Source organism: Flavobacterium sp. (genome assembly GCF_039916025.1).
In the GTDB taxonomy this organism is placed as follows: domain Bacteria; phylum Bacteroidota; class Bacteroidia; order Flavobacteriales; family Flavobacteriaceae; genus Flavobacterium.
Window position 1 is genome coordinate 1 of sequence record NZ_JBDSMB010000135.1, and the last position, 25975, is coordinate 25975.

At 34.8% G+C, this 25975-nt stretch carries 28 protein-coding genes; 7 read left to right on the top strand and 21 right to left on the bottom strand.

Features of this window, described 5'->3' with window-relative positions:
• Both ABIQ27_RS09615 and ABIQ27_RS09620 read right to left on the bottom strand, forming a co-directional pair.
• The coding region (locus tag ABIQ27_RS09615; protein ID WP_348033667.1) for a hypothetical protein at positions 1 to 359 on the bottom strand (359 nt) is incomplete at its 3' end.
• A 114-nt stretch (positions 360 to 473) separates the two neighbouring features.
• Positions 474 to 1304 (bottom strand): UDP-2,3-diacylglucosamine diphosphatase, encoded by an 831-nt coding sequence (locus tag ABIQ27_RS09620; protein ID WP_348033668.1) that lies wholly within the window; start codon positions 1302 to 1304, stop codon positions 474 to 476.
• Between the two features lie 163 nt (positions 1305 to 1467).
• On the opposite strand from ABIQ27_RS09620, the gene aroC reads away from it, so the two are divergent.
• From aroC to ABIQ27_RS09635, 3 genes are all read left to right on the top strand, one after another.
• Positions 1468 to 2535 (top strand): chorismate synthase, encoded by a 1068-nt coding sequence (gene aroC, locus ABIQ27_RS09625; RefSeq protein ID WP_348033669.1) that lies wholly within the window; start codon positions 1468 to 1470, stop codon positions 2533 to 2535.
• A gap of 71 nt (positions 2536 to 2606) precedes the next feature.
• A complete protein-coding gene (locus tag ABIQ27_RS09630) occupies positions 2607 to 3866 on the top strand; it encodes a cation:dicarboxylase symporter family transporter (protein ID WP_348033670.1) in 1260 nt (419 codons plus the stop codon).
• Between the two features lie 60 nt (positions 3867 to 3926).
• Positions 3927 to 5393, top strand: a complete 1467-nt coding sequence (locus tag ABIQ27_RS09635; RefSeq protein WP_348033671.1) for a T9SS type A sorting domain-containing protein — start codon at positions 3927 to 3929, stop codon at positions 5391 to 5393.
• 54 nt (positions 5394 to 5447) lie between these two features.
• Here the strand turns inward: ABIQ27_RS09635 and ABIQ27_RS09640 are convergent, their stop codons facing one another.
• Together ABIQ27_RS09640 and ABIQ27_RS09645 are read right to left on the bottom strand one after the other, a co-directional pair.
• On the bottom strand, positions 5448 to 5873 hold the full coding sequence (locus ABIQ27_RS09640; RefSeq protein ID WP_348033672.1) for a DCC1-like thiol-disulfide oxidoreductase family protein: 426 nt from the start codon (positions 5871 to 5873) through the stop codon (positions 5448 to 5450).
• Between the two features lie 47 nt (positions 5874 to 5920).
• On the bottom strand, positions 5921 to 8083 hold the full coding sequence (locus ABIQ27_RS09645; protein WP_348033673.1) for a DNA mismatch repair protein MutS: 2163 nt from the start codon (positions 8081 to 8083) through the stop codon (positions 5921 to 5923).
• A 61-nt stretch (positions 8084 to 8144) separates the two neighbouring features.
• Between ABIQ27_RS09645 and ABIQ27_RS09650 the strand changes: the two genes are divergently transcribed.
• Positions 8145 to 8810 (top strand): uracil-DNA glycosylase, encoded by a 666-nt coding sequence (locus tag ABIQ27_RS09650; RefSeq protein WP_348033674.1) that lies wholly within the window; start codon positions 8145 to 8147, stop codon positions 8808 to 8810.
• Position 8811: 1 nt separating this feature from the next.
• On the opposite strand, the gene ABIQ27_RS09655 is transcribed toward ABIQ27_RS09650, so the two are convergent.
• The 13 genes from ABIQ27_RS09655 to ABIQ27_RS09715 form a co-directional block, all read right to left on the bottom strand.
• A complete protein-coding gene (locus ABIQ27_RS09655) occupies positions 8812 to 9390 on the bottom strand; it encodes a hypothetical protein (protein ID WP_348033675.1) in 579 nt (192 codons plus the stop codon).
• Positions 9391 to 9401: 11 nt separating this feature from the next.
• Complete coding sequence (locus ABIQ27_RS09660; protein WP_348033676.1) at positions 9402 to 9971, bottom strand: DUF3575 domain-containing protein; 570 nt, start codon at positions 9969 to 9971, stop codon at positions 9402 to 9404.
• A 99-nt stretch (positions 9972 to 10070) separates the two neighbouring features.
• The gene (locus ABIQ27_RS09665; RefSeq protein WP_348033677.1) at positions 10071 to 11003 is read right to left on the bottom strand and encodes a transglutaminase; all 933 of its coding nucleotides are present in this window, start codon (positions 11001 to 11003) and stop codon (positions 10071 to 10073) included.
• Between the two features lie 17 nt (positions 11004 to 11020).
• Positions 11021 to 11872, bottom strand: coding sequence for a substrate-binding domain-containing protein (locus tag ABIQ27_RS09670; protein ID WP_348033678.1), 852 nt, complete (start codon positions 11870 to 11872; stop codon positions 11021 to 11023).
• A 70-nt stretch (positions 11873 to 11942) separates the two neighbouring features.
• A complete protein-coding gene (locus ABIQ27_RS09675; RefSeq protein ID WP_348033679.1) occupies positions 11943 to 12476 on the bottom strand; it encodes a GNAT family N-acetyltransferase in 534 nt (177 codons plus the stop codon).
• The gene (locus ABIQ27_RS09680; RefSeq protein ID WP_348033680.1) at positions 12467 to 12994 is read right to left on the bottom strand and encodes a GNAT family N-acetyltransferase; all 528 of its coding nucleotides are present in this window, start codon (positions 12992 to 12994) and stop codon (positions 12467 to 12469) included. The genes ABIQ27_RS09675 and ABIQ27_RS09680 overlap by 10 nt, the downstream gene beginning before the upstream one ends.
• A gap of 175 nt (positions 12995 to 13169) precedes the next feature.
• Positions 13170 to 14036 (bottom strand): nucleoside phosphorylase, encoded by an 867-nt coding sequence (locus tag ABIQ27_RS09685; RefSeq protein ID WP_348033681.1) that lies wholly within the window; start codon positions 14034 to 14036, stop codon positions 13170 to 13172.
• Positions 14037 to 14108: 72 nt separating this feature from the next.
• Positions 14109 to 14441, bottom strand: coding sequence for a translation initiation factor (locus ABIQ27_RS09690; RefSeq protein ID WP_348033682.1), 333 nt, complete (start codon positions 14439 to 14441; stop codon positions 14109 to 14111).
• 84 nt (positions 14442 to 14525) lie between these two features.
• Positions 14526 to 15152, bottom strand: a complete 627-nt coding sequence (locus tag ABIQ27_RS09695; protein WP_348033683.1) for a peptidylprolyl isomerase — start codon at positions 15150 to 15152, stop codon at positions 14526 to 14528.
• A 29-nt stretch (positions 15153 to 15181) separates the two neighbouring features.
• Entirely contained in the window at positions 15182 to 15367 is a 186-nt protein-coding gene (locus ABIQ27_RS09700) for a hypothetical protein (RefSeq protein WP_348033684.1), read from the bottom strand.
• Between the two features lie 118 nt (positions 15368 to 15485).
• On the bottom strand, positions 15486 to 16076 hold the full coding sequence (locus tag ABIQ27_RS09705) for an HD domain-containing protein (protein WP_348033685.1): 591 nt from the start codon (positions 16074 to 16076) through the stop codon (positions 15486 to 15488).
• Positions 16077 to 16143: 67 nt separating this feature from the next.
• Positions 16144 to 18123 carry a T9SS type B sorting domain-containing protein gene (locus ABIQ27_RS09710; protein ID WP_348033686.1) on the bottom strand — a complete coding sequence of 660 codons (1980 nt, stop codon included), beginning with the start codon at positions 18121 to 18123 and terminating at the stop codon, positions 16144 to 16146.
• 132 nt (positions 18124 to 18255) lie between these two features.
• Positions 18256 to 18678, bottom strand: coding sequence for a DUF1801 domain-containing protein (locus ABIQ27_RS09715; protein WP_348033687.1), 423 nt, complete (start codon positions 18676 to 18678; stop codon positions 18256 to 18258).
• Between the two features lie 202 nt (positions 18679 to 18880).
• Between ABIQ27_RS09715 and ABIQ27_RS09720 the strand changes: the two genes are divergently transcribed.
• Positions 18881 to 19609: a T9SS type A sorting domain-containing protein gene (locus tag ABIQ27_RS09720; protein WP_348033688.1), complete on the top strand. Its 729-nt coding sequence runs from the start codon at positions 18881 to 18883 to the stop codon at positions 19607 to 19609.
• A 76-nt stretch (positions 19610 to 19685) separates the two neighbouring features.
• Here the strand turns inward: ABIQ27_RS09720 and ABIQ27_RS09725 are convergent, their stop codons facing one another.
• Positions 19686 to 20126: a response regulator gene (locus ABIQ27_RS09725; RefSeq protein WP_348033689.1), complete on the bottom strand. Its 441-nt coding sequence runs from the start codon at positions 20124 to 20126 to the stop codon at positions 19686 to 19688.
• Between the two features lie 87 nt (positions 20127 to 20213).
• Positions 20214 to 20786, bottom strand: a complete 573-nt coding sequence (locus tag ABIQ27_RS09730) for a helix-turn-helix domain-containing protein (RefSeq protein ID WP_348033690.1) — start codon at positions 20784 to 20786, stop codon at positions 20214 to 20216.
• Between the two features lie 243 nt (positions 20787 to 21029).
• On the opposite strand from ABIQ27_RS09730, the gene ABIQ27_RS09735 reads away from it, so the two are divergent.
• Entirely contained in the window at positions 21030 to 23006 is a 1977-nt protein-coding gene (locus tag ABIQ27_RS09735) for a dehydrogenase E1 component subunit alpha/beta (protein WP_348033691.1), read from the top strand.
• A 323-nt stretch (positions 23007 to 23329) separates the two neighbouring features.
• Here the strand turns inward: ABIQ27_RS09735 and ABIQ27_RS09740 are convergent, their stop codons facing one another.
• Both ABIQ27_RS09740 and ABIQ27_RS09745 read right to left on the bottom strand, forming a co-directional pair.
• Entirely contained in the window at positions 23330 to 24286 is a 957-nt protein-coding gene (locus ABIQ27_RS09740) for a hypothetical protein (protein WP_348033692.1), read from the bottom strand.
• A gap of 70 nt (positions 24287 to 24356) precedes the next feature.
• Entirely contained in the window at positions 24357 to 24791 is a 435-nt protein-coding gene (locus tag ABIQ27_RS09745; RefSeq protein WP_348033693.1) for an SHOCT domain-containing protein, read from the bottom strand.
• Positions 24792 to 24982: 191 nt separating this feature from the next.
• On the opposite strand from ABIQ27_RS09745, the gene ABIQ27_RS09750 reads away from it, so the two are divergent.
• The gene (locus ABIQ27_RS09750) at positions 24983 to 25834 is read left to right on the top strand and encodes a class I SAM-dependent methyltransferase (RefSeq protein WP_348033694.1); all 852 of its coding nucleotides are present in this window, start codon (positions 24983 to 24985) and stop codon (positions 25832 to 25834) included.
• The last annotated feature ends 141 nt before the right edge of the window (positions 25835 to 25975 follow it).

A 25975-nucleotide genomic window follows, 5' to 3' on the forward strand; every position in this document is an offset into this window, starting at 1 on the left:
ATATCTCCGGCAGCTAACAAGAATGTTCCACCATCTGGATCCGGACTACCTGGACCATTATAGCTCCAGCTTCCAATACCGGCACCAACACCTGCGTACCAATTGAAACCTCCGTCAATATTCCAAATCCATTGGTAAAGACCTACCAATTTAATGGCATCAACATTTTTGCTGTTTCTCCAACCCAAATCGAATTCTAAACGGTTGCTTTTCTCCAAAGCTCTTTGGTATGAAATCTCTCCTCCAAAACCATCGTTGTCTCCTAAACGTAAACCTAAGGCATTCTTCGAAATACTCTGAGCCTGTGCGCTAAACGCTAATCCAATTAGCATAAAAGCAGATAAAATGATTTTTTTCATTTTCTTATTATTTTAAAATTAGTTTAATACAAAGTTCACAAAAATTGTGATACCCAGTTTATATAATATGGCGAATTTATTATATAATTTCTGACTAAACTAATCAGTTAGGAATTATTTTTCTTTGGAAAAAATAATTGAAGCTATAAGTTGCTGACTGATAAAATCTTCCATTTCAAATAAGTCTTCTTCTTCACGTTCGGTATACTCTTCATATTTATAGAGTTTCCATCGCCGGTTATTATATTCCAATGCCGTAAGATTTTCAACCCAATCACCAGAATTTAAATATAAGGTAGAACCATTTTTATTTTCCTTATGTACAATCTTTGGTTCGTGGATGTGACCACAAATAACATAGTCGTATTTCTTTTCGATGGCTAAATCTGTAGCTGTAGTTTCAAAATCAGAAATATGTTTCACCGCCGATTTGACGCTGGCTTTTATTTTCTTGGAAAAAGAATAAGGCTCTTTGCCAAGTTTTTTCAAACACCAATTTACAAATCGGTTGAGCAATATCAGATAATCATATCCTAATCCGCCTAATTTGGCTATCCATTTTGAATGCTGTACCGAAGCATCAAATACATCACCATGAAATATCCAGGCTTTTTTATAATCCAAATCCAAAACAAGTTTATCCACAATTGAGATATTTCCAATACTTGAATCGCTGAATTTCCGTAGCATTTCGTCATGGTTTCCGGTTACATAATAGACTTTTGTACCTTTGGAAGCCAAGTCGACAATCTTTTTGATGACTTTTAAATGTGCTTTGGGAAAATAAGATTTTCTGAATTGCCAAATGTCGATAATGTCTCCGTTTAGTACTAAAATCTTTGGCTTGATAGTCGATAAATAATAGCTCAATTCGTGGGCATGTGAACCAAAAGTTCCTAAATGAACATCTGAAATCACTACTACATCTAATTTTCTTTTTTTCAAAATGAATGAATTTAGAGTTTAGCAAATTAAATACCCTTAGATTAATTGAACTATAAGGGAACGTTATCAAATTCATATATTTACAAATTGCAATGTGAACTTTGCGACTATTGACTTTGTAACTTTGCAACTTAAACTCTATATTTGTTTAAAACAATATAAAATGGCTGGAAATAGCTACGGAACACTTTTTAAACTCACCACTTTTGGTGAATCACACGGAGAAGCTTTAGGTGGTATTATTGATGGTTGCCCTGCAGGAATCGAACTCGATTTGAATGCCATTCAAAACGAAATGCAGCGCAGAAAACCAGGTCAGTCTTCTATAGTCACACAACGAAAAGAAGAAGACGAAGTGCAATTACTTTCAGGCATTTTTGAAGGCAAAACTACCGGAACTCCAATAGGTTTCATTATTCCGAATACCAATCAAAAATCAGAAGATTACTCACACATCAAAGACAGCTATCGTCCAAGCCATGCCGATTATGTCTATGAAAAGAAATATGGCATTCGCGATTATCGCGGTGGCGGAAGAAGTTCTGCTCGTGAAACCGCCTGTAGAGTAGTAGCAGGCGCTATTGCCAAACAAGTTTTATCCAATATTAAAATCAATGCTTTTGTTTCTTCTGTTGGCGAAATATTTATAGACAAACCTTATCAGGATTTAGATTTCTCTTTAACAGAAACCAATGCCGTTCGTTGTCCCGATTTGGCTACAGCCGAAAAAATGGAAAACTACATTAAAGAAATCCGCAAAGAAGGCGATACCGTTGGCGGAACCGTAACTTGTGTTATTCAAAATGTTCCAATCGGATTGGGTGAACCGGTTTTTGATAAACTTCATGCCGAATTAGGCAAAGCAATGCTTTCTATCAATGCAGTGAAAGGTTTTGAATTTGGCAGCGGATTTTGCGGTTCCAAAATGAAAGGCAGCGAACACAACGATTTATATAACGAAGACGGAACTACTAAAACCAACCTTTCGGGTGGAATTCAAGGCGGAATCTCAAACGGAATGGATATTTATTTCAGAGTAGCTTTCAAGCCTGTGGCAACTTTAATCCAAAAACAAGAAGTGTTGACTAATGAAAATACATTGGTTGAACAGCAAGGCAAAGGAAGACATGATCCATGTGTTGTGCCACGCGCTGTGCCAATTGTAGAAGCCATGGCTGCCATAGTTTTGGCCGATTTTTATTTACTAAATAAAACCTATCAAAAAAAGTAAGCAGTGTTCCGTATTCAGTTGGCAGTTTTTTTTGCTTCTGAAATATAAAACATTAACCAAAACTAAAACTTATGAATACAACTCAAGAAGTTAAAAAGAAATCGTTCTTTTCCAATCTTACCGTTCAGATTCTTGTTGCAATGCTGCTTGGTGGATTTTTAGGCACATTCATTCATTACAATTATAGTGAAGAAATTGCTAAGGATTTTAGTGGTTATATCAAAATGCTGGCTACTATTTTCATTCGATTAGTTCAAATGATCATTTCACCTTTGGTATTTACGACACTCGTTGTTGGAATCGCTAAACTGGGCGACATCAAAGCTGTTGGAAGGATAGGAGGAAAGGCATTAGGTTGGTTTTTTACGGCTTCGTTTATCTCTCTTTTGATAGGAATGTTTTGGGTGAATACATTACAGCCAGGTGTTGGTTTGCAATTAGGAAACATTGATGTCTCTACTGCAACAGAAGTTGTGGAAAAAACGGATGGTTTTTCAGCGCAGAATTTTATTGAACATATAATTCCGAAAAGTATTGTTGAAGCTATGGCTACTAATGAAATATTGCAAATCGTAATTTTTTCAATCTTCTTCGGATTGGCTGCGGCTTCAATAGGAGATAATGCTAAACCTGTCGTAAACGCTTTGGATAAAACATCGCACATCATTTTAAAAATGGTGAATTATGTAATGAAGTTTGCACCGATTGGTGTTTTTGGAGCTATAGCAGGCGTTTTTGCTATTCGTGATTTGAATGAATTGCTACTTACTTATGCCAAATTCTTTGGCTCTTTTATGGTCGGAATTTCAACACTTTGGTTTGTATTGTTATTGATTGGCTACATTTTTCTAAAAACAAGAATGACTGCTTTATTAAAACACATTGTCAGCCCATTGATAATTGCCTTTGGAACTACGAGTTCAGAGGCTGTTTTTCCAAAATTAACTGAAGAGTTAGAAAAATTCGGAGTAAAAGACAGAATAGTTTCCTTTATGTTGCCTTTGGGATATTCGTTCAATCTTGATGGGAGTATGATGTACATGACGTTTGCCAGTATTTTTATTGCGCAGGCTTATGGTGTGCATCTCGATTTTGGCACACAAATGACCATGCTTTTGGTTTTAATGCTTACCAGTAAAGGAATTGCCGGTGTTCCAAGAGCAAGTTTGGTTGTCGTTGCCGCCACTTGCGGAATGTTTAAAATACCTATTGAAGGCATCGCTTTAATCCTTCCAATTGACCATTTTTGCGACATGTTCAGAAGTGCTACAAATGTGCTTGGAAACGCTTTAGCAACGTCAGTTGTAGGGAAATGGGAAAAAGATAGTTAAAAAATTATTATATTAGAAATACTTTATTAAATTTGTGTCTTAAACTTAAAAAACAATTTTATGAAAAAACTATTACTTTCTTCGATTCTATTGCTAGGTTCGTTATCTTCATTCGCTCAGGACGATTGTGCTACGCCTCTAACTGCTACCCTTGGGACAAATACTGCTCCTGCTATTGGTGGTAATTTTGAAGCTGCATGTTTTGATATTACTGCTGACAATTTAGGTGGGCCTATTTATGGATTATGGTATGAATACACAGCAACTGCTGATGGTGAAGTTACCGTTAATTCAAATTTACCAATTAATGTGGCTCCAAACAGTGACGATACTATGGTATCAGTTATGACTGGAACATGTGGAGTATTAACTTGTGTTGCTTCAAATGATGACGTTTCTGGTACTAACTATTTATCAAGCGTTACGTTTCCTGTAGCTGCAGGTGCTACTTATTATATTGAGTGGAGTAATTATTGGAATGGTAATGGTTTTGATTTTGATTTGTCATTTACACCGATTTCATGTTTAGGAGTATACGGAATCAATCCTACTTCAAATATTACAGCTACTTCAATATCATTAAACTGGGATGCGTCATTAAGTGCTCCTGCTAGTTATGAAGTTGAGTATGGTCCTGTTGGATTCGTGCCAGGAGCTGGAACAACAGTAACTACAACTGAAAATACTGTTAACTTAACTGGTTTAGATGCTTCAACTGTTTATGATTTTTACGTAAGAAGTGACTGTGGCGCTACTCAAAGTACTTGGACTACAGCTAACACTTTTACAACTGCAAAAGTATTACCTTATGCTTCAGGATTTGACAATACTACAACTCAATTAGTAGGTTGGACTACATCTGGAAATGGTGCTTATGGATTAAGTGCTATTGCTGGTGCTGCAAACGCTCATTCTCCATCTTTCTATTGGATTTTCAATAACACTGTAGGTGCTGTTTCAAATAACTGGTTAATTACTCCACCAATATCATTACAAGCCGGAGAACAAGTTACTGCATCTTTCTGGATCAGATGTGCATCTTTAAGAAGTTTAAGAATGACTGTTGGTACTACTCCAACACCTGCTGCACTAACAACATTAGTATGGTCTAATGCAGCTTTATTAGCTACTACATATGCACAACAAACTACTCCAACCTGGACTGCTCCAGCTACGGGTACTTACTATTTTGGATTTAATGATGTTTCTGCTGCTGCTGCAACTACTGCTGCAACAATGCGTTTTGATACAGTTAACTTTACTTCAGTTTTAGGAACAAATGATTTCTTATCATCTAAATTCTCTGTGTTCCCTAATCCAGTAAGTAATGTTATCAATTTCTCTAACGATCAAAATGCGGTTGTTAGTACAATTGAATTGGCTGACTTGAACGGAAGAGTAATTAAATCAATGAAAGTTAACGCTACAGAAGGTCAAATTTCTGTAAGCGATTTAGCAACTGGAATATACATGATGAAAATCACTACTGACCAAGGAGTTGCTGTTAAGAAAGTTGTTAAACAATAATCTTATAAACTATATAAGAAAGCCATCTCGTTCCAAAAAACAAGATGGCTTTTTTTATGCTAAAAATTTAGATTTTAATTCAGGAGTTGGTATCATGCAACTTTCTTTTTTGCCAAACCATTTGTATCTTTTTTTGGCCACATAATCGTAGATGACATTCAATATAGATTTTGGCAAAACTGAAAACACTAATAAACACTTATATATTCCGCTGTCAATTTCTTTTAGGACTTTGAATGCAACATCAGATTTGTAATAATATGTTTTTCCGGGTTCGTATAAAACACCGCTAACCACTTTTGAAGTATCGATGCCAATATGTTTTATTATGCTAAGACCTAATTCAGACTGAAGCGGAACAAATCTGAAAATATCTTTTTTGTCATGCTTAATCACAAATTGGACAGACGAATCACAGAGATTGCAAACTCCATCAAAAAGGATTATTTTTTTATCTTTTGGTAATTCTGAAATTTCCATGTTTATGCTGAATTTACTTGTTCTGAATTCATTTCAGAAGTTCAGTATTATTTTGCCTGGACATATTCCAGTTCTTCTAAACTCACTTTTGAAGTAAATACGCCGTAATTGACAACAGCTTTACTTTTTTCAATCTTGTCAATGGTTCCAATCGCTTTGCCATCAATCATCCGAACCCTGTCGCCAACTTTAAGCGTGACTTTAGGTTTTTCTACAGGAATGGCTTTTAATTTCTTTTCTTTCTTCTCAGCCCGAATTTCCTCTACTTTTACCTTAACTTCTTCTATGACTATTTTTTGAATTATTTCCTTTTCTTTTTTCTCTTTGACTGTTGCTTTTTTTCGTTTGGAGTTTTCGATTTCTACAATCTTTAAAAACTCGCCAATCAAGCCTTTCTTATCCTTATTATTAAAGTACTTCTCTGAAATATCATCCACTTTTTGCCCCATATAAATCAACCGCTGGTTGGCATCATACAGTTCCTGATAACGTTCAAGTTTCTCTTGAATCTTGACATTTATGTTTTCCATTTTTTTACCTTCTTCACGGGCTTTGGTTTCTTCTTCTTTCAGATTCAAAGATGTTTTTTCAAGTTTGGAACGTTCTTTTTGAAGCGTAGCAATCGTCTTGTCGAATCGCACTTTTCCGCCTTCTATTTTCTTTTTTGCCCGATTGATAAGACCAAATGGAATTCCGTTTTTCTGAGCCACTTCAAAGGTAAAAGAACTTCCGGCCTGACCGAGAATCAATTTATACATTGGTTCCAAAGATTTCTCATCAAAAAGCATATTCGCATTAGATGCAAAAGGCAATTCGTTTGCCAGGATTTTCAAATTAGAATAATGCGTCGTAATAATTCCAAAAGCTTCTCTGTGATAGAATTCCTCAAGGAAAATTTCTGCCAAAGCACCACCTAATTCTGGATCTGAACCTGTACCAAATTCATCAATCAAAAACAAAGTCTTGCCATTGCATTTCTTCAGAAAATAATTCATGTTCTTCAAGCGATAACTATAGGTGCTCAAATGATTTTCTATTGATTGATTGTCGCCAATATCAGTCAGGATTCTGTCAAATAAAAACGTTTTGCTACGTTCGTGAACCGGAATTAAAATTCCACATTGCAGCATTAACTGCAACAATCCAACGGTTTTTAGCGAAATAGTTTTCCCACCGGCATTTGGACCTGAGATAACAATAATCCGACTTTCATTATTTAATTCAATAGTCTGCGGAAATGTTTTTTCTTTCTTTTCTAAATTGCTTAAATATAAAATAGGATGAAAGGCATCTCTGAAAAGCAACTGTTTTTCTGTTGTAATTGTTGGTAGAATAGCGTTGATTTTGTTGGCATATTTGGCTTTCGCCGAAATGACATCAACATCGCTCAGAAACTCCTGGTATTGTTTTAAAAGCTCTAAAAACGGACGAATATCGTTTGATAATTTCTTCAGAATTCTGGTGATTTCTTCGTGTTCTTCATATTCCAAATTGCTCAATTCTCTTGAATAGCGTAAAGTTGCCTCGGGTTCTATATAAGCAATGCTTCCGGTTTTGGAACTTCCTAAAATAGAGCCTTTCACTTTTCGGCGATACATTGCTAAAACCGCTAGAACTCTACGATTCTGAACAAAGCTTTCTTTGATTTCATCCAAGTAGCCTAACGAATTATATTGCGTCATTGCCTGCCCAAAACTCTGATTGACTTTGCCACGAACTAAGTTCATATCTCTTCGGATACCTGTTAGTTCAACGGAGGCATTGTCTTTAATTTCGCCATATTTATCAACGACTTCATCTATTTTCTGAATGATGAATTTAGTGTATTCAACTTGTGCTGCTTTGTCATTCAGCTTTGGATAATAATCATAGAATTTTTTAAAGAACAACAACAGCACATTTGCGGTTTCTGAAAGCGTGGCTATTTTTCTAAAACTACCAACTTCCAGAAAGCTATCTTCAATGGCAAGGAATTTTAAATCATTGGTCAGATTATCAAATCCGTGATTGGGAATCGCATTATTATTTGAAAAAGAAGATAGATATTCAGATGTTTGCAACAGCGCATTCATCAAGGTTTCTTTGTCTTTAAAAGGCACAATTTCGAGTGCTTTCTGCTTTCCGATTTCAGTATTGCATCTTTCTGAAATGGTTTGCAAAACCGTGTTGAATTCTAAATCCTGTAATGTTTTATCGGTGATGGATATCATAAATGTTGTAAAGTGTCAAAGTTACAAAGTTTTAAAGTACATATATTTGTAAAAAAAATTAATGTTAGTCAAAATTCATCCATCATGGCAGGAAGAACTTAATGACGAGTTTAAGAAACCTTATTTTGAACAGTTAATTTCTTTCGTAAAAAGTGAATACGAGACCAAAATTTGCATTCCACCCGGAAACGAAATCTTTGCTGCTTTTGACCATTGCCCTTTCGACAAAGTAAAAGTTGTCATTATTGGTCAGGATCCTTATCATGGATTTGGGCAGGCTAATGGTTTGTGTTTTTCGGTGAATGATGGGATTGCTTTTCCGCCTTCGTTAATCAATATTTTTAAAGAAATCCAAACCGACTTGAACAAACCTTTTCCAAAAACCGGAAATCTGGAACGTTGGGCAGACCAAGGTGTTTTGTTACTCAACGCCACTTTAACAGTTAGAGAAAGCGAAGCCGGAAGTCATCAAAAAAAAGGCTGGGAAACGTTTACCGATGCAGTTATCCAAAAAATATCTGATGAAAAACAAAATGTGGTATTTCTGCTTTGGGGCGGATTTGCAAAAAAGAAAGGCGCAAAAATTGACCGAACAAAACACCATGTTTTAGAAACCGGACATCCATCGCCATTGAGCGCCAATCGTGGCTTATGGTTTGGAAATAAACATTTTAGTAAAACCAATGCTTATCTGCAAAGTCTCGGAAAAGAAACGATAGAGTGGTAGTTTAGTTTACAGTAAAATTGTAATAACCTTCAGCATTAACTCCTGTAACCAATGAATTGATGTTTAATACTAAACGCGTTGCCGGACTTACAGAACGCAATTCCACTGTATCAAGTGAATCACTGTTATACCCATAACTCAAACGATAGGTTCCGGTTGATAATAATGGAAATCCGACACGGTATTCATAAGTTTGATCAACAGTATTGTATTCGCAGATTCCATAAACATAAGGATTGTTTAGAGCATCGCCTTTCACAATATCCAATTGACTGTCATTTACCGTTACTACTTCCCAGGTAGTTGCATTAACCTGTTTTTCTATAACATAGGAGAAAACAAATTCGGTAGCACCTGTAGTCTGAAAAATATCTAAGAGCGCACCATCGCTTAAATACCTTGAAAAATCGGCATTGAGGTATAATTTTTCACCAACGTTGTAGGTGTTAGAATGTGCATCCATTGTTACTAAACCAGGAACGTCGACATATACATTGTTATAAAAACCATCGTCGTTGGTATCGCAATTTGAAACTAGAGCGGCAACCGCTATCAGAAGTATATAGTGTAACTTTTTCATCTTTATTTGTATTAAAATCTATACCCTAAATTTAAACCAACTCTCGAAATAACATCCGGGCTTTTATCGCGATTAGTAAGATTTGACCCAAATCCGACAATAAATTCTAAGGCAATGCTATTATTGAAATACATTTTGTAACCCAAACTTCCACCTAAACCAAAATCGGTATATTTTGACTTTTTCGTAGTGTAATAATCCGGCATAGCCATGCCTGATATACGTATGATTTCTTTGTAATCACCACCATTATAGGAGCCAAAAACTTCAGCAAAATAATATCTTGATTTACTTTTTGAAAGTGCGTATCTCAAATAAGGATTGAACTCAAACTTAGGAACATTATTTCTATAGCCATTGTTGAAGTCTTCATTTAGTTTGTTGCTATTTGAAAAATTTACGTTGAAACCTGTAGACCAATCCTTTCCAAAAAAACGTTCATAACTCAAACTTGCTTTTGTATAAACAATGGCAGACAAAACATCTACACGAAATTCATTTTTTTTGTTGGCGAGCACAGTATTCTCTTGTGCCTGTGAAGCCAATGATAGTAAGAGAAATAGACAAAATAACTTTTTCATTACAGGTCGTTTTATTTAGAAACGAATATAGTAAATAAAATTACGAATTGGGAATTACGAATTACGAATTATGAACTAGTTGTTAACCTGAAACCATAGTTAATCTAAAGTCAAAGCTCCGAGAATTTCCTCATTCATAAATGGACCGCCGGGATATTTAGCGGTGTAATCAAGGTTTAGCCAAATATTTCCCCGTTCATCAATGTGGTAATTGATAGGTTTGTTTTTACTTTCTAATGGAAATAATACTTTTTTGATGGCATAATTTATATGCTCTAAATCTTTTTTGTTGCCGATTAATAGCTCGGGATAGATATGTCCTTTAGTGTGAATCAATCGCATTGTACCGCCAATAGATTTAATGCAGGCAGCCATAAATACCGAATGATCATCACAATCGCCTGAAAGATATTGAAGAGATTCAGTGGCATTTGCAATATAATCATGACCTTTTGGGTCACTAACATAATTCCAGCGCGTGTTTATTTCTTTGAAAACAGCAAATGACTGAACGATAGTGAAATAATCATAGTAGCCTTTTACATGCTTAAAATGCTTATTGACAGCCATAATGGCAAAGTTTCTTATTTTAGGATTTTGATATTCAACGGCATCCAAAATCTTAGACTTGTTTGGAAAAGGCAGCAATTTGGTAATGATAATATCCTGTGGATATGGGTCTTCACTCATCGTGTACATCATCGAGCGGTAATCTTCAAAGACACTTTGAAAGCTATAATTTCCAAACAGGCTTCCAAAAAAAAGAAAAAGCAAATAGAGTATCACTGAAATTAATGTTACTCTTCGCATCGCACGTAAAAGCAGTTGGATGACAACAACAATAATAATAAACAATAAAATCCTATCTACGTGATGTGCCCAGTCGAGCTCGATAAGATTGTGATGGGCAATAATAAAAATCGGAATTGCAATCAGAATATTTAAGATAAAAATGATAATCATGTCCCACGGACTTTTTATCCTGAATTTCTCTTTAAGTTTCTGATAAGTAAGACTTACTGATTTTATCATATTGTCAATGGCGAAAGCTAAACGGCTTTCACTATTTCAACAAAAGTACCTTTTTTATCGATAATTTTCAGGTCAAACAATTGATTTTGGATATTGTTTAACACTTTTTCTTCTAAAGGTTTTTGCGACCATTTGGTAAGCGATAACCATTCCTGAATATCTTCCAGTTTTTGATTGTATTTTGATGCCAAGGTTCTGTCGATACTCGGGATATCTTTGAATTCGGAAGTAGTATTGTTTATTGTTTCTAAAAGTAGCGCGACACTTTGTTTATTGGCTTCTAAAAATTCATTTCTGAAAGCAATCACAAAGCAGGGCCAAGGTGTTGGACAATCGGCAACGCGGCGGAAAACTCCTTTGTCAACTAAAGGTTTGGTCATAAAACGTTCCCACATAAAGTAATCGGCGTTGCCATTTGTCAATGCTTCAACGGCGCCATCAATAGTATTTACGATTTCAAACTGTAATTTATCTGTATTCCAGTTTTGATTTTGAGCATTGACATACGCCATTAAATGAGAACCCGAACCATAACGAGAAATGGCTACTTTGCTATTTTCTAAATCGGCTAACGAATTGTATTTTGAATTGGTAGCGACGTGAATTCCCCAAATCAATGGACTTTCAACATAAACCTGCACAATAGAGGAATCGTTTCCGGCTACAATATCTTTTACGATGCCTTCAGTTAAAATTACAGCCATATCGGTTTCGCCATCGCGAAGCATTTGACACATTTTACCTGTTCCTTCCGGAATGTCTGTCCATTGTAAATCAATTCCGGTTTCTTCAAACTCGCCATTCTCGATGCACAATTGCCAAGGCAGATTGAAATGTTCGGGAACGCCAACTATTTTTATGGTTTTCATAAGAAGGTTATAAGGTTTATGAGGTTTAAAAGTTTATAATTTTTTGATATTAACTGAGACTGAAAACTGATTACTGAACACTCTTCTCAATTTGCCACCAATTCCATTTTGCGCCATCTTCGGCAACATATTCCTGCATGAAAGTCATGCCTGTTTTTTTTAGAACTGTGTTTGAAGCACCGTTTTCGCCATGAGTATAAGCGTGTATTTTATCGATATTCATTTGGTTCAGGCCATAATCCAGCCAGGCTTTTGTTGCTTCGGTTGCATATCCTTTGTTCCAGAATTTTTCGTTTAAGCGATAGCCATAATCAAAGAAATTGGTGTTGCCATTTTCAGTATGATTATCGACAAATTTTATTCCTGTCCAGCCAATGAATTCGCCGGTTTCTTTGATAATGGTAGCAAAGCGTCCTATTTTATTTGTTTTATATTGATCTCTGACGTATTCAATTATCTTGATACTTTCGTCAATAGTTTCAAATGGTTTTTGCCAAAGGTATTTATGCACTTCTGGATTTTTATCCATAGCGAACATATCTTCGGCATCAGACAATTCTAATGGGCGAAGTAATAATCTTGCTGTTTCGAGAATTAAGTCCATTTGTTTTTGTCAAATTTATACCAACTATGCGGAATATCGTTATGCAGATATTGATTTACAAGTTCAAAACCAAGCTTTTTTAAAACAGTATTTGAACCAATATTGTCACTCATAGCAGAAGCATAAATAGTTGACAACTTCATCGTGTTGAATCCGTATTCAAGCCAGGCTAGGGCAGCTTCGGTTGCAAAGCCTTTACGCCAATGTTCTTCTGCGAAACGATAACCTAAATCATAAATATTGGCATGATTATTTTCGAGTGTTTCTCTAAATTTCAATCCTGAAAATCCAATTAGTTTGTTCGTTTCTTTCAATATCACCGCGCATCTTCCGATACCATTTTTTTGATATTCATTGATGATTCTTTGAAGATATTCTTTTGTTTCAGAATTTGTTCTTACCGGGTTTCTTAGATAACGATTTACATTCGGATTATCATTCATTGCAAAAAAATCATCAACATCATAAAGTGTTAATGTACGAAGAATGAGTCGTTCCGTTTCTAGTTGTATGTTCATTTTTTAATAGCCTCGATTACTTCACATTGTGTTTATTTCCAAATAGAGTTCAGTGAACACTTCGTGTTTGTAGTGGAAATCCTGTTATGGAGAGATTGCTTCGCAAGCTCGCAATGACAGATTGCAACGGAAAGCAGGAACAGCTTCTGAAATAAATTCAGAATAAATCCTAAATTTACTCAGCCAATTTTCCTAAAGCATATTGAATTAAGGCATCAACTGCTTTGTATGGATCGGCGCTGAAAGTCCCGTTCGCACGATTCGCGATTATAGCGTTTAACGACAAACAATTGTGTCCCAAAAGTTTTCCTAAGCCATAAATAGCCGAAGTTTCCATTTCAAGATTTGCCATTCGGACATCGCCAAATTTGAAGGTGTCCATTTTACCATTCAACTCAGGATCCTGGATTGCCAAACGCAAAACTCTTCCTTGTGGACCATAAAAACCACCGGCAGTTCCGGTAATTCCTTTGTGGATTTGGGTGCTGTCAAATTTCTTTTTCAGCATTACAGAGCAACCGATAATATAAGGTTTTCCTTTTCTCATATCCCAGTTGGTGTGTTTGATAAAAGCATCTTCCATATCATTTTCGCAGATATCATCAATCACGTAGGAGCGGAGCATGTTGTCTAATCCAAGACCATATTCGCCCATTACAAAGCTATCAACAGGAATATCTTCCTGCAATGAACCCGAAGTTCCGATACGAACTATGTTTAGAGAAGTCAGATTCTTTTTTGGTTTGCGTGTTTCCAAATCGATGTTCACCAAAGCATCCAATTCATTGATGGTAATATCAATGTTATCAGGCCCAATTCCGGTTGACATTACGGTAATTCTTTTTCCTTTGTAAAGTCCGGTTTGTGTTTTGAATTCGCGTTTTTGCGTTGAGAATTCGATACTGTCAAAAAACTGTGTTATTTTTTCAACTCTATTTTGGTCGCCCACAAAGATGATGTCTGTGGCAATATGTTCTGGTTTCAGGTTTAAGTGATAGACACTTCCGTCTGGGTTTAGTATTAATTCTGATGATTTTATCATTACTGTTAATTTGGTTATTCGGTTATCTGGTTATTTGAGTTCGTAATTCGTAATTTCTAATTCGTAATTAAATTATCCTCCGACACGCTTTACTTTAAAGCCTTTGTCTTTGAGCAGGTTCATTATTTTATCGCGATAATCGCCCTGGATGATAATTGAGTTATCTTTAAAAGTACCGCCAACACTGAGCTTGGTTTTTAGTTCTTTTGCCAATACTTTGAAATCTTCCTCGCTGCCTTCGTAGCCTTCGATGATAGTAGTGGCTTTTCCCTTTCGTCTTTCGTATTTACAAATCATAGGTTCTTTTTGGATAAACAGCCTATGCTCATGTTTTTCAACTTCCTCAGGTTCTTTTGAAGGTTGGTGATTAGGAAATAGGTTTTTTAACTGGTCTTGTAAATCCATAGTGGGTAAAATTACAAAAAAACAAATTCCAAATCCCAATAACTTATATATTTTGGAATTTGGAATTTTATATTTTGGCGCTTACTATTTATCCTTCAAGATATACGCTTTCTTAATCGAGTCCAGCTTTGGAAAAAGACCTAAATACTTTTTGCGGTTAGCACTTAAAGAATCATAAACATCCATCGTTTTATTTCCATATTCGGAATAAAAAGATTCTACTATGTCCATGCCATTTATTACTTTGCCCAATACAGGATATCCAACTATGCCTTCAGCGTGAACAGTATCTAACCTTGCATTATCCTTTAGGTTAATGAACAAATCATTGCCTCGTGTTTCCTTTCCGGCTCTGGCAAAACTTACATAACCTTTCAGATTACTTTTGAGAACTGGTTCATCTGGCACTTTGAATTTATCCCATTTTTTGGTGACTGTAGTGTCGATATTTCCAAATTGAACAACAAAATTGGGTACCACTCTGTAAAAAAGGGTATTGTCATAAAAATGATGTGTTAGTAATTGATGCAAGCGATCGGCGGCCAATGGAGACCATGCTCTGGTTACCTGAATGTCAAAATTTCCTTTAGATGTTTCAAAATGGACAACATAAGTAGGTGGAGCAGTTTTTTTTGTCCATTCTGGATTAAAAGTTGATTTACTACAACAAATTAATAAGAATGCAACTATAACAATCAGTACATATTTCATGAGGTTGGTTTGAGGATAAAAATCATTTTTTATCCTTCTTCTTCTTCACCTTCTTCTTGATTAAAATAAGCAACGCCCATCCAGAGTAAGCCCAGACCAACTCCTATAGTAGCTGCAAGCTGAAGTTTATCAAATATAAATCCCAAAATCAGTGCGAGGATTACACAACAGAAAAATACACTTAGTGCTCTAAAAAAACCTTTTTTAACTTTCATGTTTATTTATTTTTCTGTTAAAGTAATAATTTCTTTCGAAACAAAAATGTTAATTTATAACATATTTCACAATCTTATTAACCGGGAATTGTTAGTAATATTTATTTCATTAAAGGTTTCATTTTTTCAAGATACCCTTTTCAACGCTTTCGTTTATTGCCTTTTCCGCATAGTTCCAAATGGAGGTTGAGCCTTCTTTTATTGCTTTCTTTTTTTCGTAAACTTTATCGTAGCCCACTCCAAATTCTTTCCAGGTTCCACCATTATTTGAAATGTTTTGAAGCAGCGGTTCAAACCGGTCCATGGATTTAGCAAATTTTGCTTCATTGGTTTCTCCAGTTTCAAATTCTTCCCAAACCGAAATCAATTCCTCTGCCTGTTCTTTGGGCAGCAGGCCAAAAATTCGATGTGCGGCTATTCTTTCTTCATCTGTATTGGAATGGTTTTTCGCAGTATCATAAATAAAGGTGTCACCTGCATCAATTTCAACAATATCGTGTATCAATACCATTTTGAGTACTTTCAAAATATCAATCGGAACATCAGAATGTTCAGCTAAAACAATTGTCATCATTGCTAAATGCCAACTATGTTCGGCGTCATTTTCGTTTCTGTCGCTATTAAATAGTTTTGTTTTACGCTGAATATATTTAACCTTATCTATTTCTTTGATAAAATTAATTTGCTGTAATAAATTGTCTGAATGCATTGTTCATATTGTTAAAAGTGTTGTTATAAAGATAACAAAAAGTTCAACGTTGTAAGCCTCAATTTTTTTAACGCTTTAAACTAAAATGACCTTTGAATGTTTTGAATTGATTATTTAAATAGTAGTTTACAACAAACCAATAATCTGTAGATGGTAATACTCTTCCGTTTAATTTACCATCCCAGCCATCACTTCTATTATTTATTTCATAGATAAATTTTCCATATCTATCAAAAATAGAAACTTTGTAAATATCACTGTAATTAAATCCAAAGACATTCCAAAATTCGTTGTAGCCATCTCCATTTGGAGTAAAAAACTTAGGATATCCCGGAACAAAAATTTGCCCATGAAAATCTGTACACAAAATAGAATCTGTAACAGAAATTGAATGAACACCATAGGATACATTTTCAAAAACGTTTGAACTTTGAAAAGTGAGATTATCTATTTGGTATAGAAAATTTGCTGAAAAAGGAGTTACAATTATGGAAGCATTATTTGTAAATTCAGCAATAACTGCAATGTCGAATTCATGTATTATTTCAATTTGACTAACGATAGCTGTGTTAGAAGTGGAAACGCAATTGGTTAAATTGTTTGTTACCGTTACATAATATTGACCGATTTGATTTATTAATAAATCATTGGAATGCTCACCTGGAAGTAAGCTTCCATTAAAATACCAATTATATGTATAGTTTGGATTGTTTAGATTAGTAATTAAAAACACATGATACTTAGGTAAATGTGTATCAGGATCTATACACAAGTCTGCATCATTTAATGCTATATTGATTGGTGGAATAACCGATATGGTCAAAGAAGCAGAGCTAGCACACTGAGTAGTTGGGGTAAAAGTATAAGTTGTAGTTGCTGTATTGTTTAATACCGGAGACCATGTGCCTGTAATACTATTGTTAGAGGTTGTCGGTAATGGTGAAAGCAAATCACCACTGCAAATTGTTGCAATTGGTGTAAAAAGTGGCGTGGCACCAGGACTAATAATTATAGTCAGTGTTGTAGAATTTGCACACAAACCAGTCGTTGGAGTAAAAGTATAAGTTGTAGTTGCTGTATTGCTTAATGCCGGAGACCATGTTCCTGTAATGCCATTAGTTGAAGTTGTTGGTAATTGCAAAAGCGTTTCACCAGTACAAATTGGGCCAACAGGTGTAAAGGTTGGTGTAACAATTGGGCTAATAACTATGGTCAAAGTAGTAGGACTTGCACAAAAACCAATCGTTGGAGTAAAAGTATAAATAGTAGTTGCTGTGTTGTTTAATGCCGGAGACCATGTTCCTGTAATACTATTATTTGAAGTCGTTGGTAATGGTGGAACCTTAGCACCAGTACAAATTGGACCAACTGCTGTAAAAGTTGGAATTAGTAGGTTTGTACTACCGTTTTCGGACAAACTTGCAGCATCAAATACTGTAAGTGGCAAAGTGCAAGTTGGACTGCCAACAGTATTGGTAACTAAATTTATAGGTAAAAGTTGCGTTGTGCCAGTATTCGTAGCGTTTAATCCAAAAACTAAATTACTACTGCAACCAGTGCTTACCGTTGCAAGTCCATATACACTTGTGTTAGCTGGAAAAGGTAAAACAGCATGACTATTTGCTAAATTGTCTAAATCTATTTTAATTAACTCTTCATTGACGGTTGTCAGTAACAATTCATTTTCATAAAAAATTAAATCCCCTGAACTCTGCCATGGACTTGGAATAGTTCCTAAATTTGCAAAAGAATTTGTAATTGGGTTATAACTATAAATAGTACTTCCTGATGCTGCATAAACTAAACCATTAGGTCCTGATGTAAGACTAGTCACGGTTGTACTTAAACTAGGAAATGGCCCTAAATATTCACAGGCTGCAGATGTATTATATGGGTATCGGTATAGATTTGAACCATTAGAAAAATAAACCATATTATTAATTAATGCAATTGAAGTTATATAGCCTCCAAAACACTGGATTAAAGGTGTAATTGTACAAGTTGAAGGGTCAACCTCGTATGTTTGACCAGATTGATCAACAATCATAAAATTTGTATTAGTTTGAGCATACAAATTTGTTAATGAAAAAAATATGATTATAAATAGTATTTTTTTTAAAATCATAATTGAATTAGGTTGTTGAATTCTCTGATTTGTAAGCCGAATAAAGTGATGAAGTTACTTGTTTTCAAATCCATAATGTATTGCTTCTTCAAGAATAGAAATATCTATATTTTTTATCGTCTTGAACTTAATGCAATAGCCACTAACGCTCGCCTTGCCAAGTTTTTCCCCATAGGTTTGGGCTAAGTATGTTTTATCCTTTAGACCAAGTATATAGATAGAGATTCCGGTTGTGTTTGCGCTTAATCCAATTTGATAAAACTCCCTAATTTCTCCATTAGCATATTTTATAGTATAAGACCCATATCCAATATTAGGATTTGAAACAGTTTTATTTTCACTGTTTTTGCCATCTAAGAACCACAATTTACATTCTGGTGACAACTGTAGTATGCTTCGGTGCAACTCTTCCATTTCACTAAGCTTTGGTTCTGGCTGGCTGTTAATATAATTTTTGATTTGTTCCTCTACGTTCATATGAAATATAAATTATGTCTGCGCTTGAAACAAAGCTAATCTTTTTTCTTACACTATAAACGATTCAGAATATGAATTCATTTAAGTAATTAGTAAAAGTTTGTACTTTATCGTTTTTATATGAAGTTGAAAGTATTTATTTTGATTATTTTTATCTAATACTTTAAGTTTGGATAACCATTAATATTTAAAAAACTACTTTATGAGAAAACTTTACTTTACCTTTTTATTGTTAAGTGCCGCTATGTTTGCACAACCAGGCAATTTATGTACGGATCCGATTGTGATTGCAAGTTTGCCACTTTCTGTAACAGACAATACTGCAAACTACGGAGATAACTACGATCCACCAACAGCAACTCCAATTTCTTGTGGAGCCGGAACTGCTGGCAACTATTATCTTAGCGGAAACGACGTTATATATTCGTATGCTCCAACAGCTAGTGGTGTTGTTAATATACAGATACCTTCAGCTCTGGCTTGGACAGGTCTTTTTGTTTTTAACAGTTGTGCAGATATAGGTTCTCCACCCTATGCATGCAATTGCAGTTCAGCTTCAGGAAACAGAACCATCAATAACATGGTGGTAACAGCAGGGCAGACTTATTATATTGTAATTTCATCATGGTCAACTCCACAAACCATTCCTTATACTTTAAACATAACAGATGCAAATTTGGGAATTAATCAGGCAACCTTACTTAATGGCTTGAAATTATACCCAAATCCGGTAACTAATGTGCTGAATCTGGATACTGAAGCTTCTATCAAAAATGTAAATATCATAACCGTAAATGGTCAGCGTATTGAAACCAAATTAAATGGTACTAACCAAATTAATGTAGAAAGCCTGCAAAATGGTTTTTATATATTGGAAGTAAATACAGAAGACGGCGCGAAGGTTTATAAAAACTTTGTAAAAGGTTCTTAAATTATAAACGTAAACTAAAAAATAACCCCAAGGCAAAAGTTGCTTTGGGGTTATTTTGTATTTAGCAGGATGAAATTTATTTATATAAGAATGTGTGTGAATCTGCCTGATGATTTTTCCAATCCATCTGAATGAATGTAGAAATCATATTTTTTAAATTATCGAATTTATAAGGCTTAACAACATAAAAGTTAGCTCCAAGAGATTTGCTTCTGTCAACATTATCCTGATTGGAACTTGTAGAATACATAACTACGGGAAATCCATTAATATTGGGCTCTTTTCTGATTTCTTCCAGTAATTCAAAGCCTGTTTTAAATGGCATGTTAATATCAAGAAAGACAATTCCATTTTTGTCTTTGTTCTTTTTGATATTGTCAATCAGGGTATCACCGTTTTTATGAATATGCAGATTAATCTGAGTTTCCATATCCCTCGAAATCCTTTCGATGGCTTCGTTAAAAAACATCAAATCATCATCGTCATCATCTGCATAGAATATGTCAATTTGATTCATTCGTTCTTTTATTAAGATTTAAGGAAGCAAAAATATATTTTTTAATTGTTTACTGACTTCTAATTTTATAATTGAATTTTATAAATTTTACTGTTTTTTCTTTGTCAGTTCCTGTATGGCTAATCTTCTTTTATTCTTCAAGTTCTTAAAGTGAGTAGGATTGTGGCCGGTAATCTTTTTGAACTGCGTTGAAAAGGCTGAAAGGTTATTGAAATTAAGCTTATGCGCAATTTCAGTCAGATTATGATCTTCAAATAATATCATCTCTTTGGCTCTTTCTACTTTCAGCAGATTGATATAATGTACAATCGTGGACAATTCAACTTCAGAGAAAACATTTGATAAATAATTATAATCCCTTTCTAGTTTTTCTGATAAGTATTCAGAGATATTGACTTTAATGTGTTTTTCAGAAACTACATAAGCTTGACAGTGATTCTTAATTTTCTCGATAAGGATTCCACCTTTGCTTTCAACAATTTCAAGCCCGACTTTATTGATTATGTGGTCGAGCTTTTCTTTTTTGGCATCGGTTAAATCTTCTTTTATTTCAGCAAGACCTAATTCAACCTTCAATGGATGAAGATTCAATTTAACAAGTGCTTCTTTTACAACGACTTTACAGCTTTCACATGCCATATTTCGGATGTAGATTTTCATTTGGTTGGTTTCTTTAAAGTTGGTTTAAAAAAGAGTAACAATATTAAGAAAAATATATGCAATCAGAATGCAGTTTGAATATTTTTTTAACATTTTTTTAAAAAAAATCTGTTGCATTTTTTAGATAAATTCACTCAAATTCAAGAGCCAGTTGGTCGCTTCAACACTTTACAACTTTAGTAAAATAAAACACAAACTTGCCAACCAATTTTTATATTTTTGCAGGGCTTTAAATAAAACTACATGAATTTCGACAGAAAAGATTTGTCCAATGTGCAATTATTGGATTTATATAAAAGATTACTAAAACCAAGGCTTATCGAAGAAAAGATGCTTATTCTTTTACGACAGGGAAAAGTATCCAAATGGTTTTCGGGTATTGGTCAGGAAGCAATTTCTGTTGGAATAACAGCTGCGTTGGATAAAGATGAATACATCCTGCCAATGCACAGAAATCTTGGAGTTTTTACAGGAAGAGATATACCATTGCACCGTTTGTTTTCACAGTGGCAGGGCAAAGCAACTGGTTTTACAAAAGGTCGCGACCGTAGTTTTCACTTTGGCACACAAGAGTTCAATATCATCGGAATGATATCACATTTAGGCCCACAAATGGGTGTTGCTGACGGAATTGCATTAGCAAACAAATTAAAAAAGAACGGAAAAGTAACTGCTGTTTTCACCGGAGAAGGAGCAACCTCTGAAGGTGATTTTCACGAAGCATTGAACATAGCCGCCGTTTGGGATTTGCCAGTTTTATTTGTGATTGAAAATAATGGTTACGGACTTTCGACACCAACCAACGAACAATATCGTTGTGAAAACCTAGCGGATAAAGGAATTGGTTATGGCATGGAAAGCCATATTCTTGACGGAAATAATATATTAGAAGTCTATACAAAAATAGCAGAATTGAAAGCTTCTTTAGCTGAAAATCCACGACCAGTATTATTGGAATTTAAAACGTTCAGAATGCGTGGTCATGAAGAGGCGAGTGGTACTAAATATGTCCCGCAGGAGTTGATGGACATGTGGGCAATAAAAGATCCAATCTCAAATTATAAAGAATATTTGACTCAGATAAGTGTGCTTTCTGAAGAAGAAGATGCCAAAATAACCAAAGCCATTAAAAAAGAGATTGATGAGCATTGGGCGATTACTCAGGCTGAACCAGATATCACTGCTAGTTTAGAAGAAGAATTAGGTGACGTTTATAAACCGTATGATTTTGAAGAAGTTAATCATTCTGATAAAGTTGAAAACATCAGAGTTGTAGATGCTATTTCGAATGCTTTATGCCAATCAATGGAACGTCATGATAACTTGGTAATCATGGGGCAGGACATTGCTGAATATGGCGGTGCTTTTAAAATCACGGATGGCTTTGTAGCGCAGTTTGGAAGAGAAAGAGTCCGCAACACGCCAATCTGTGAAAGCGCTGTAGTCTCTGCCGCAATGGGATTGTCTATCAACGGCCACAAAGCAATTGTTGAAATGCAGTTTGCTGATTTCGTTTCTACCGGATTTAACCCAATTGTGAATTTATTAGCTAAGCAACATTACCGCTGGAACGAAAAAGCAGATGTTGTAGTGCGTATGCCTTGCGGTGGCGGAACTCAAGCCGGACCGTTTCACTCGCAAACGAACGAAGCCTGGTTTACTAAAACTCCGGGACTTAAAGTGGTTTATCCAGCATTTCCATATGATATAAAAGGATTGTTGAATACAGCGATTAATGATCCAAATCCAGTGATGTTCTTTGAACACAAACAATTATACCGTTCGGTTTATCAGGATGTGCCTTCGGATTATTATACTATTCCGTTTGGAAAAGCAGCTTTGCTAAAAGAAGGAACTCAAGTAACTATTATTTCATTTGGTGCCGGAGTACATTGGGCATTGGATACACTTAGTAAACATCCGGAAGTTAGTGCGGATTTATTGGATTTGAGAACATTGCAGCCTTTGGATACCGAAGCTATTTTTGCATCGGTAAAGAAAACCAACAAAGTAATAATTTTACAGGAAGATTCAATGTTTGGTGGTGTTGCCAGTGATATATCAGCAATGATTATGGAAGAATGTTTTGAACATTTAGATGCACCAATGAGAAGAGTAGGAAGTCTGGAAAGTCCTATTCCGTTTGTGAAATCATTGGAAGATCAGTATTTGCCTAAGGAAAGGTTTGAAAGAGACTTGTTGGCACTTTTAGCATATTAAACCGCTTTGTAAATAGTAATCTTTATTGTTTTGATTTTTTTAGATAATCTATTAACTTTCTGTCTTTAGAATTTCTTTGAATAATATATAAAACGATTAAGTTAAAAGCTATAATACCAATAATGCTTATAAAAATAAATTTGCCCCCCATGTTTAATATTTTATGATTTACTAAAAAAGTTATTAAATGTATAATTATTTATTAATTTTTTTAAAATATATCAAGATATGTTGCGATTTGTCACTTTTTTACTTAGTAAATCATAATTATTTTTTTTTAATCTAAAGCATTTCCTATAAGATTAAATACGTAAAAATTAAATCTATGCCAATTTATATTTTTTTAGACGATCCTGAATAATCTGCAAAGGCGAAGCAATCGCATTGATATACTGAAAATTCCCATCACGTTGGTTGTTTATGGAAAGTTGTATTGGGCAAGCTTCACTTTGAACAGCATTTACTTTAAACGTCTTTGTTTTGGAATCATAAACTACATAAGGCGCGCCCGAAGAACCAAATCTAAAATAGCCTTTGATTAAATAACGTAATCCTTCAAGATTATAGTTTCCACCAATGCGTTCCTGAAAGATGGCAAAATGTTCTGTAAAACCTTCAATCTGCGCTTTGTTAAGTAGCTTTCCAATTTCGCTGGTTGGGGAACTTTGCAGACAATAATAGTTTTCCTGATTATCACCTAAAACGGTGTAATCTATTTCCAGACTTGGAATAGCATCAATTACAGCTTGTGGAGTGTTTACTATTTTGTACAAAGCAATGTCTTCATTATAAAAAGCTTCTACCAATGCTACATCAACTAAAAAAGTATGTCGATTAATTGCAGGCTCTGCAAAAGAAGTTGCAGCATTAAAATTAGCAGTCAATTCTTCATTATTATAAAACTGATTGCCTTTGAATTGCACCACTAAATAGGGCTTGCAAATTGAACGCTCCATCATTGTTATCCAACGAGTGTCAAAATTAACCTGCCTTAGCGTATCAATAACTGTTTGAAATTCATTAGGATTATTACTGTTCCAATATCTTTTTCCCGTAGTAATGTCAAATGGATAGCAGGTTTCAAATAGCTGTGCTTGCTCGGAATTCAAATAAGGGAAAATGTCTGTTAGATAAATTGAATTTTCAATGGATTTAAAATGTTTGGCTTCGGATTTTAAATTATGGGCTACCGACAATATATATCCATTGCCGATATGAAACGCACAAATATTATTTTCAAAATGTCTTCTCTGGAGGTCGTTACTATTTTGTACCCACATAATCCTGAATAGTGGAGAGGTTAGCTCGTGGGTTAATTCTAATTGTTTTGAAAGCATGGGATTCTATAAATTAATTGCTCAGTATTTTTTGCTTTTGTTGCTCAAATTCAGTTGCGGTAATTACGCCGCTATCAACTAGTGCTTTCAGCTTAATTAATTCATCCGCAATACTTATTTTTGTTGAAGAATTAGTTGCTGTTTGTTCATTTGATAATGCATTTTTAGCATTTTCTTTTCCTTTTTCAATACCTTCTTTAATTTGTTTGACTTCCGATTTAGTGAATCCACTGGCAGCCATCATCGTTCCTCCTGCAAAAATAGTGATAGAAGAAAAACCGATTAAGGGCGTGTCAATTTCTACGGAAGCAATATGATTAAAATCAAATTGTTTGCTTTCACCGCTAAATAAGCCTGGTATTTTTATTGTTATTCCTGTTGGTTCAAGATAAATTTCATCCGGAAATATTTTATTTCCAGCAGAAAGACGTGATGCAGTAAATTTCATTGATTTGGTATTAAGTATTATGTTTTTCCAAAGATAACAAAGAAAACAAACAATTATAAACTGTAATTTTCAATTTAAATATTTACTACCTTTACGTTCTGAATAAAGAAAACTCCCCATTTCTTAGCTTATTTAGCTACTCATACTAACTTCACTACTTGGTTTTACTAACAAATTAAAATACCAATAGTATGGAACAACAATTAGAAGAAATCCGTGAACAGCAAAAAGCTTCATGGAACAAATTTTCTCCGGGATGGAAAAAATGGGACAACCTGATGATGGATTTTCTACAGCCTATGGGCGATGAAATCATCAAATTATTGAGGTTAAAAGACACTGATACTGTTTTGGACATAGCCGCCGGAACTGGCGAACCAGGCTTAACAATAGCCAAGATAGTTTCCAATGGAAAAGTGGTAATCACCGATTTATCAGATGATATGCTCGAAATAGCACGTGAAAACGCGACGCTTAAAGGCATAAAAAATATTGAAACCCAAGCTTGTGATGTTTGCGAATTGCCTTTTGCAGATGATACATTTGATGCTATAAGCTGTCGGTTTGGTTTTATGTTTTTTCCCGATATGCTTCTTGCTGCCAAAGAAATGCAGCGTGTACTAAAACCTGGTGGAAGAATTGCCACAGCGGTTTGGAATGGACCAGAAAAGAATTTTTGGGTAACAGCCGCCATGGGAACCATAAACAGAAACATGGAATTATCACCACAATCACCTGGCTCACCCGGAATGTTTCGCTGTGCCAAAGACAATCTTCTCGTGGATATATTTCAGCAAGCCGAATTTAGCAATGTTTCTCAACGTGAAGTTGCAGGAAAACTAAAAAGTAATACAACAGATGTTTATTGGAATATGATGACCGAAGTTGCGGCGCCTTTTGTAGCTGCTCTGAGCAAGGCAGATGATGACATGAAAGAAAAAATAAAGAAAGAAGTATATCAGCTTGTCAATGAAAAATACCCCGACGGAAATGTCCAAATTGATTCAAGCGCCCTGATTATTTATGGAGAAAAGCTTAATTGAAATCAGTATTAATTTAAAATAAGAAGTTATGCCAAAGTATGTTATTGAAAGAGAAATTCCCGGAGCAGGTGATTTATCTGCGGACCAATTAAAAGGAATTTCACAAACCTCTTGTGGTGTTTTAAGTAAAATGGGACCACA

What these genes read in the sequence shown, in the direction of transcription:
- ABIQ27_RS09665 (WP_348033677.1), bottom strand. Translation starts at nt 11,003, where the DNA reads ATGATAAAATCAGTAAGTCTTACTTATCAGAAACTTAAAGAGAAATTC.
- ABIQ27_RS09640 (WP_348033672.1), bottom strand. Translation starts at nt 5,873, where the DNA reads ATGGAAATTTCAGAATTACCAAAAGATAAAAAAATAATCCTTTTTGAT.
- ABIQ27_RS09645 (WP_348033673.1), bottom strand. Translation starts at nt 8,083, where the DNA reads ATGATATCCATCACCGATAAAACATTACAGGATTTAGAATTCAACACG.
- ABIQ27_RS09635 (WP_348033671.1), top strand. Translation starts at nt 3,927, where the DNA reads ATGAAAAAACTATTACTTTCTTCGATTCTATTGCTAGGTTCGTTATCT.
- ABIQ27_RS09630 (WP_348033670.1), top strand. Translation starts at nt 2,607, where the DNA reads ATGAATACAACTCAAGAAGTTAAAAAGAAATCGTTCTTTTCCAATCTT.
- ABIQ27_RS09690 (WP_348033682.1), bottom strand. Translation starts at nt 14,441, where the DNA reads ATGGATTTACAAGACCAGTTAAAAAACCTATTTCCTAATCACCAACCT.
- ABIQ27_RS09700 (WP_348033684.1), bottom strand. Translation starts at nt 15,367, where the DNA reads ATGAAAGTTAAAAAAGGTTTTTTTAGAGCACTAAGTGTATTTTTCTGT.
- ABIQ27_RS09650 (WP_348033674.1), top strand. Translation starts at nt 8,145, where the DNA reads ATGTTAGTCAAAATTCATCCATCATGGCAGGAAGAACTTAATGACGAG.
- ABIQ27_RS09710 (WP_348033686.1), bottom strand. Translation starts at nt 18,123, where the DNA reads ATGATTGTTGATCAATCTGGTCAAACATACGAGGTTGACCCTTCAACT.
- ABIQ27_RS09715 (WP_348033687.1), bottom strand. Translation starts at nt 18,678, where the DNA reads ATGAACGTAGAGGAACAAATCAAAAATTATATTAACAGCCAGCCAGAA.
- ABIQ27_RS09740 (WP_348033692.1), bottom strand. Translation starts at nt 24,286, where the DNA reads ATGTGGGTACAAAATAGTAACGACCTCCAGAGAAGACATTTTGAAAAT.
- ABIQ27_RS09705 (WP_348033685.1), bottom strand. Translation starts at nt 16,076, where the DNA reads ATGCATTCAGACAATTTATTACAGCAAATTAATTTTATCAAAGAAATA.
- ABIQ27_RS09735 (WP_348033691.1), top strand. Translation starts at nt 21,030, where the DNA reads ATGAATTTCGACAGAAAAGATTTGTCCAATGTGCAATTATTGGATTTA.
- ABIQ27_RS09655 (WP_348033675.1), bottom strand. Translation starts at nt 9,390, where the DNA reads ATGAAAAAGTTACACTATATACTTCTGATAGCGGTTGCCGCTCTAGTT.
- ABIQ27_RS09695 (WP_348033683.1), bottom strand. Translation starts at nt 15,152, where the DNA reads ATGAAATATGTACTGATTGTTATAGTTGCATTCTTATTAATTTGTTGT.
- aroC (WP_348033669.1), top strand. Translation starts at nt 1,468, where the DNA reads ATGGCTGGAAATAGCTACGGAACACTTTTTAAACTCACCACTTTTGGT.
- ABIQ27_RS09685 (WP_348033681.1), bottom strand. Translation starts at nt 14,036, where the DNA reads ATGATAAAATCATCAGAATTAATACTAAACCCAGACGGAAGTGTCTAT.
- ABIQ27_RS09670 (WP_348033678.1), bottom strand. Translation starts at nt 11,872, where the DNA reads ATGAAAACCATAAAAATAGTTGGCGTTCCCGAACATTTCAATCTGCCT.
- ABIQ27_RS09675 (WP_348033679.1), bottom strand. Translation starts at nt 12,476, where the DNA reads ATGGACTTAATTCTCGAAACAGCAAGATTATTACTTCGCCCATTAGAA.
- ABIQ27_RS09750 (WP_348033694.1), top strand. Translation starts at nt 24,983, where the DNA reads ATGGAACAACAATTAGAAGAAATCCGTGAACAGCAAAAAGCTTCATGG.
- ABIQ27_RS09730 (WP_348033690.1), bottom strand. Translation starts at nt 20,786, where the DNA reads ATGAAAATCTACATCCGAAATATGGCATGTGAAAGCTGTAAAGTCGTT.
- ABIQ27_RS09680 (WP_348033680.1), bottom strand. Translation starts at nt 12,994, where the DNA reads ATGAACATACAACTAGAAACGGAACGACTCATTCTTCGTACATTAACA.
- ABIQ27_RS09660 (WP_348033676.1), bottom strand. Translation starts at nt 9,971, where the DNA reads ATGAAAAAGTTATTTTGTCTATTTCTCTTACTATCATTGGCTTCACAG.
- ABIQ27_RS09745 (WP_348033693.1), bottom strand. Translation starts at nt 24,791, where the DNA reads ATGAAATTTACTGCATCACGTCTTTCTGCTGGAAATAAAATATTTCCG.
- ABIQ27_RS09720 (WP_348033688.1), top strand. Translation starts at nt 18,881, where the DNA reads ATGAGAAAACTTTACTTTACCTTTTTATTGTTAAGTGCCGCTATGTTT.
- ABIQ27_RS09725 (WP_348033689.1), bottom strand. Translation starts at nt 20,126, where the DNA reads ATGAATCAAATTGACATATTCTATGCAGATGATGACGATGATGATTTG.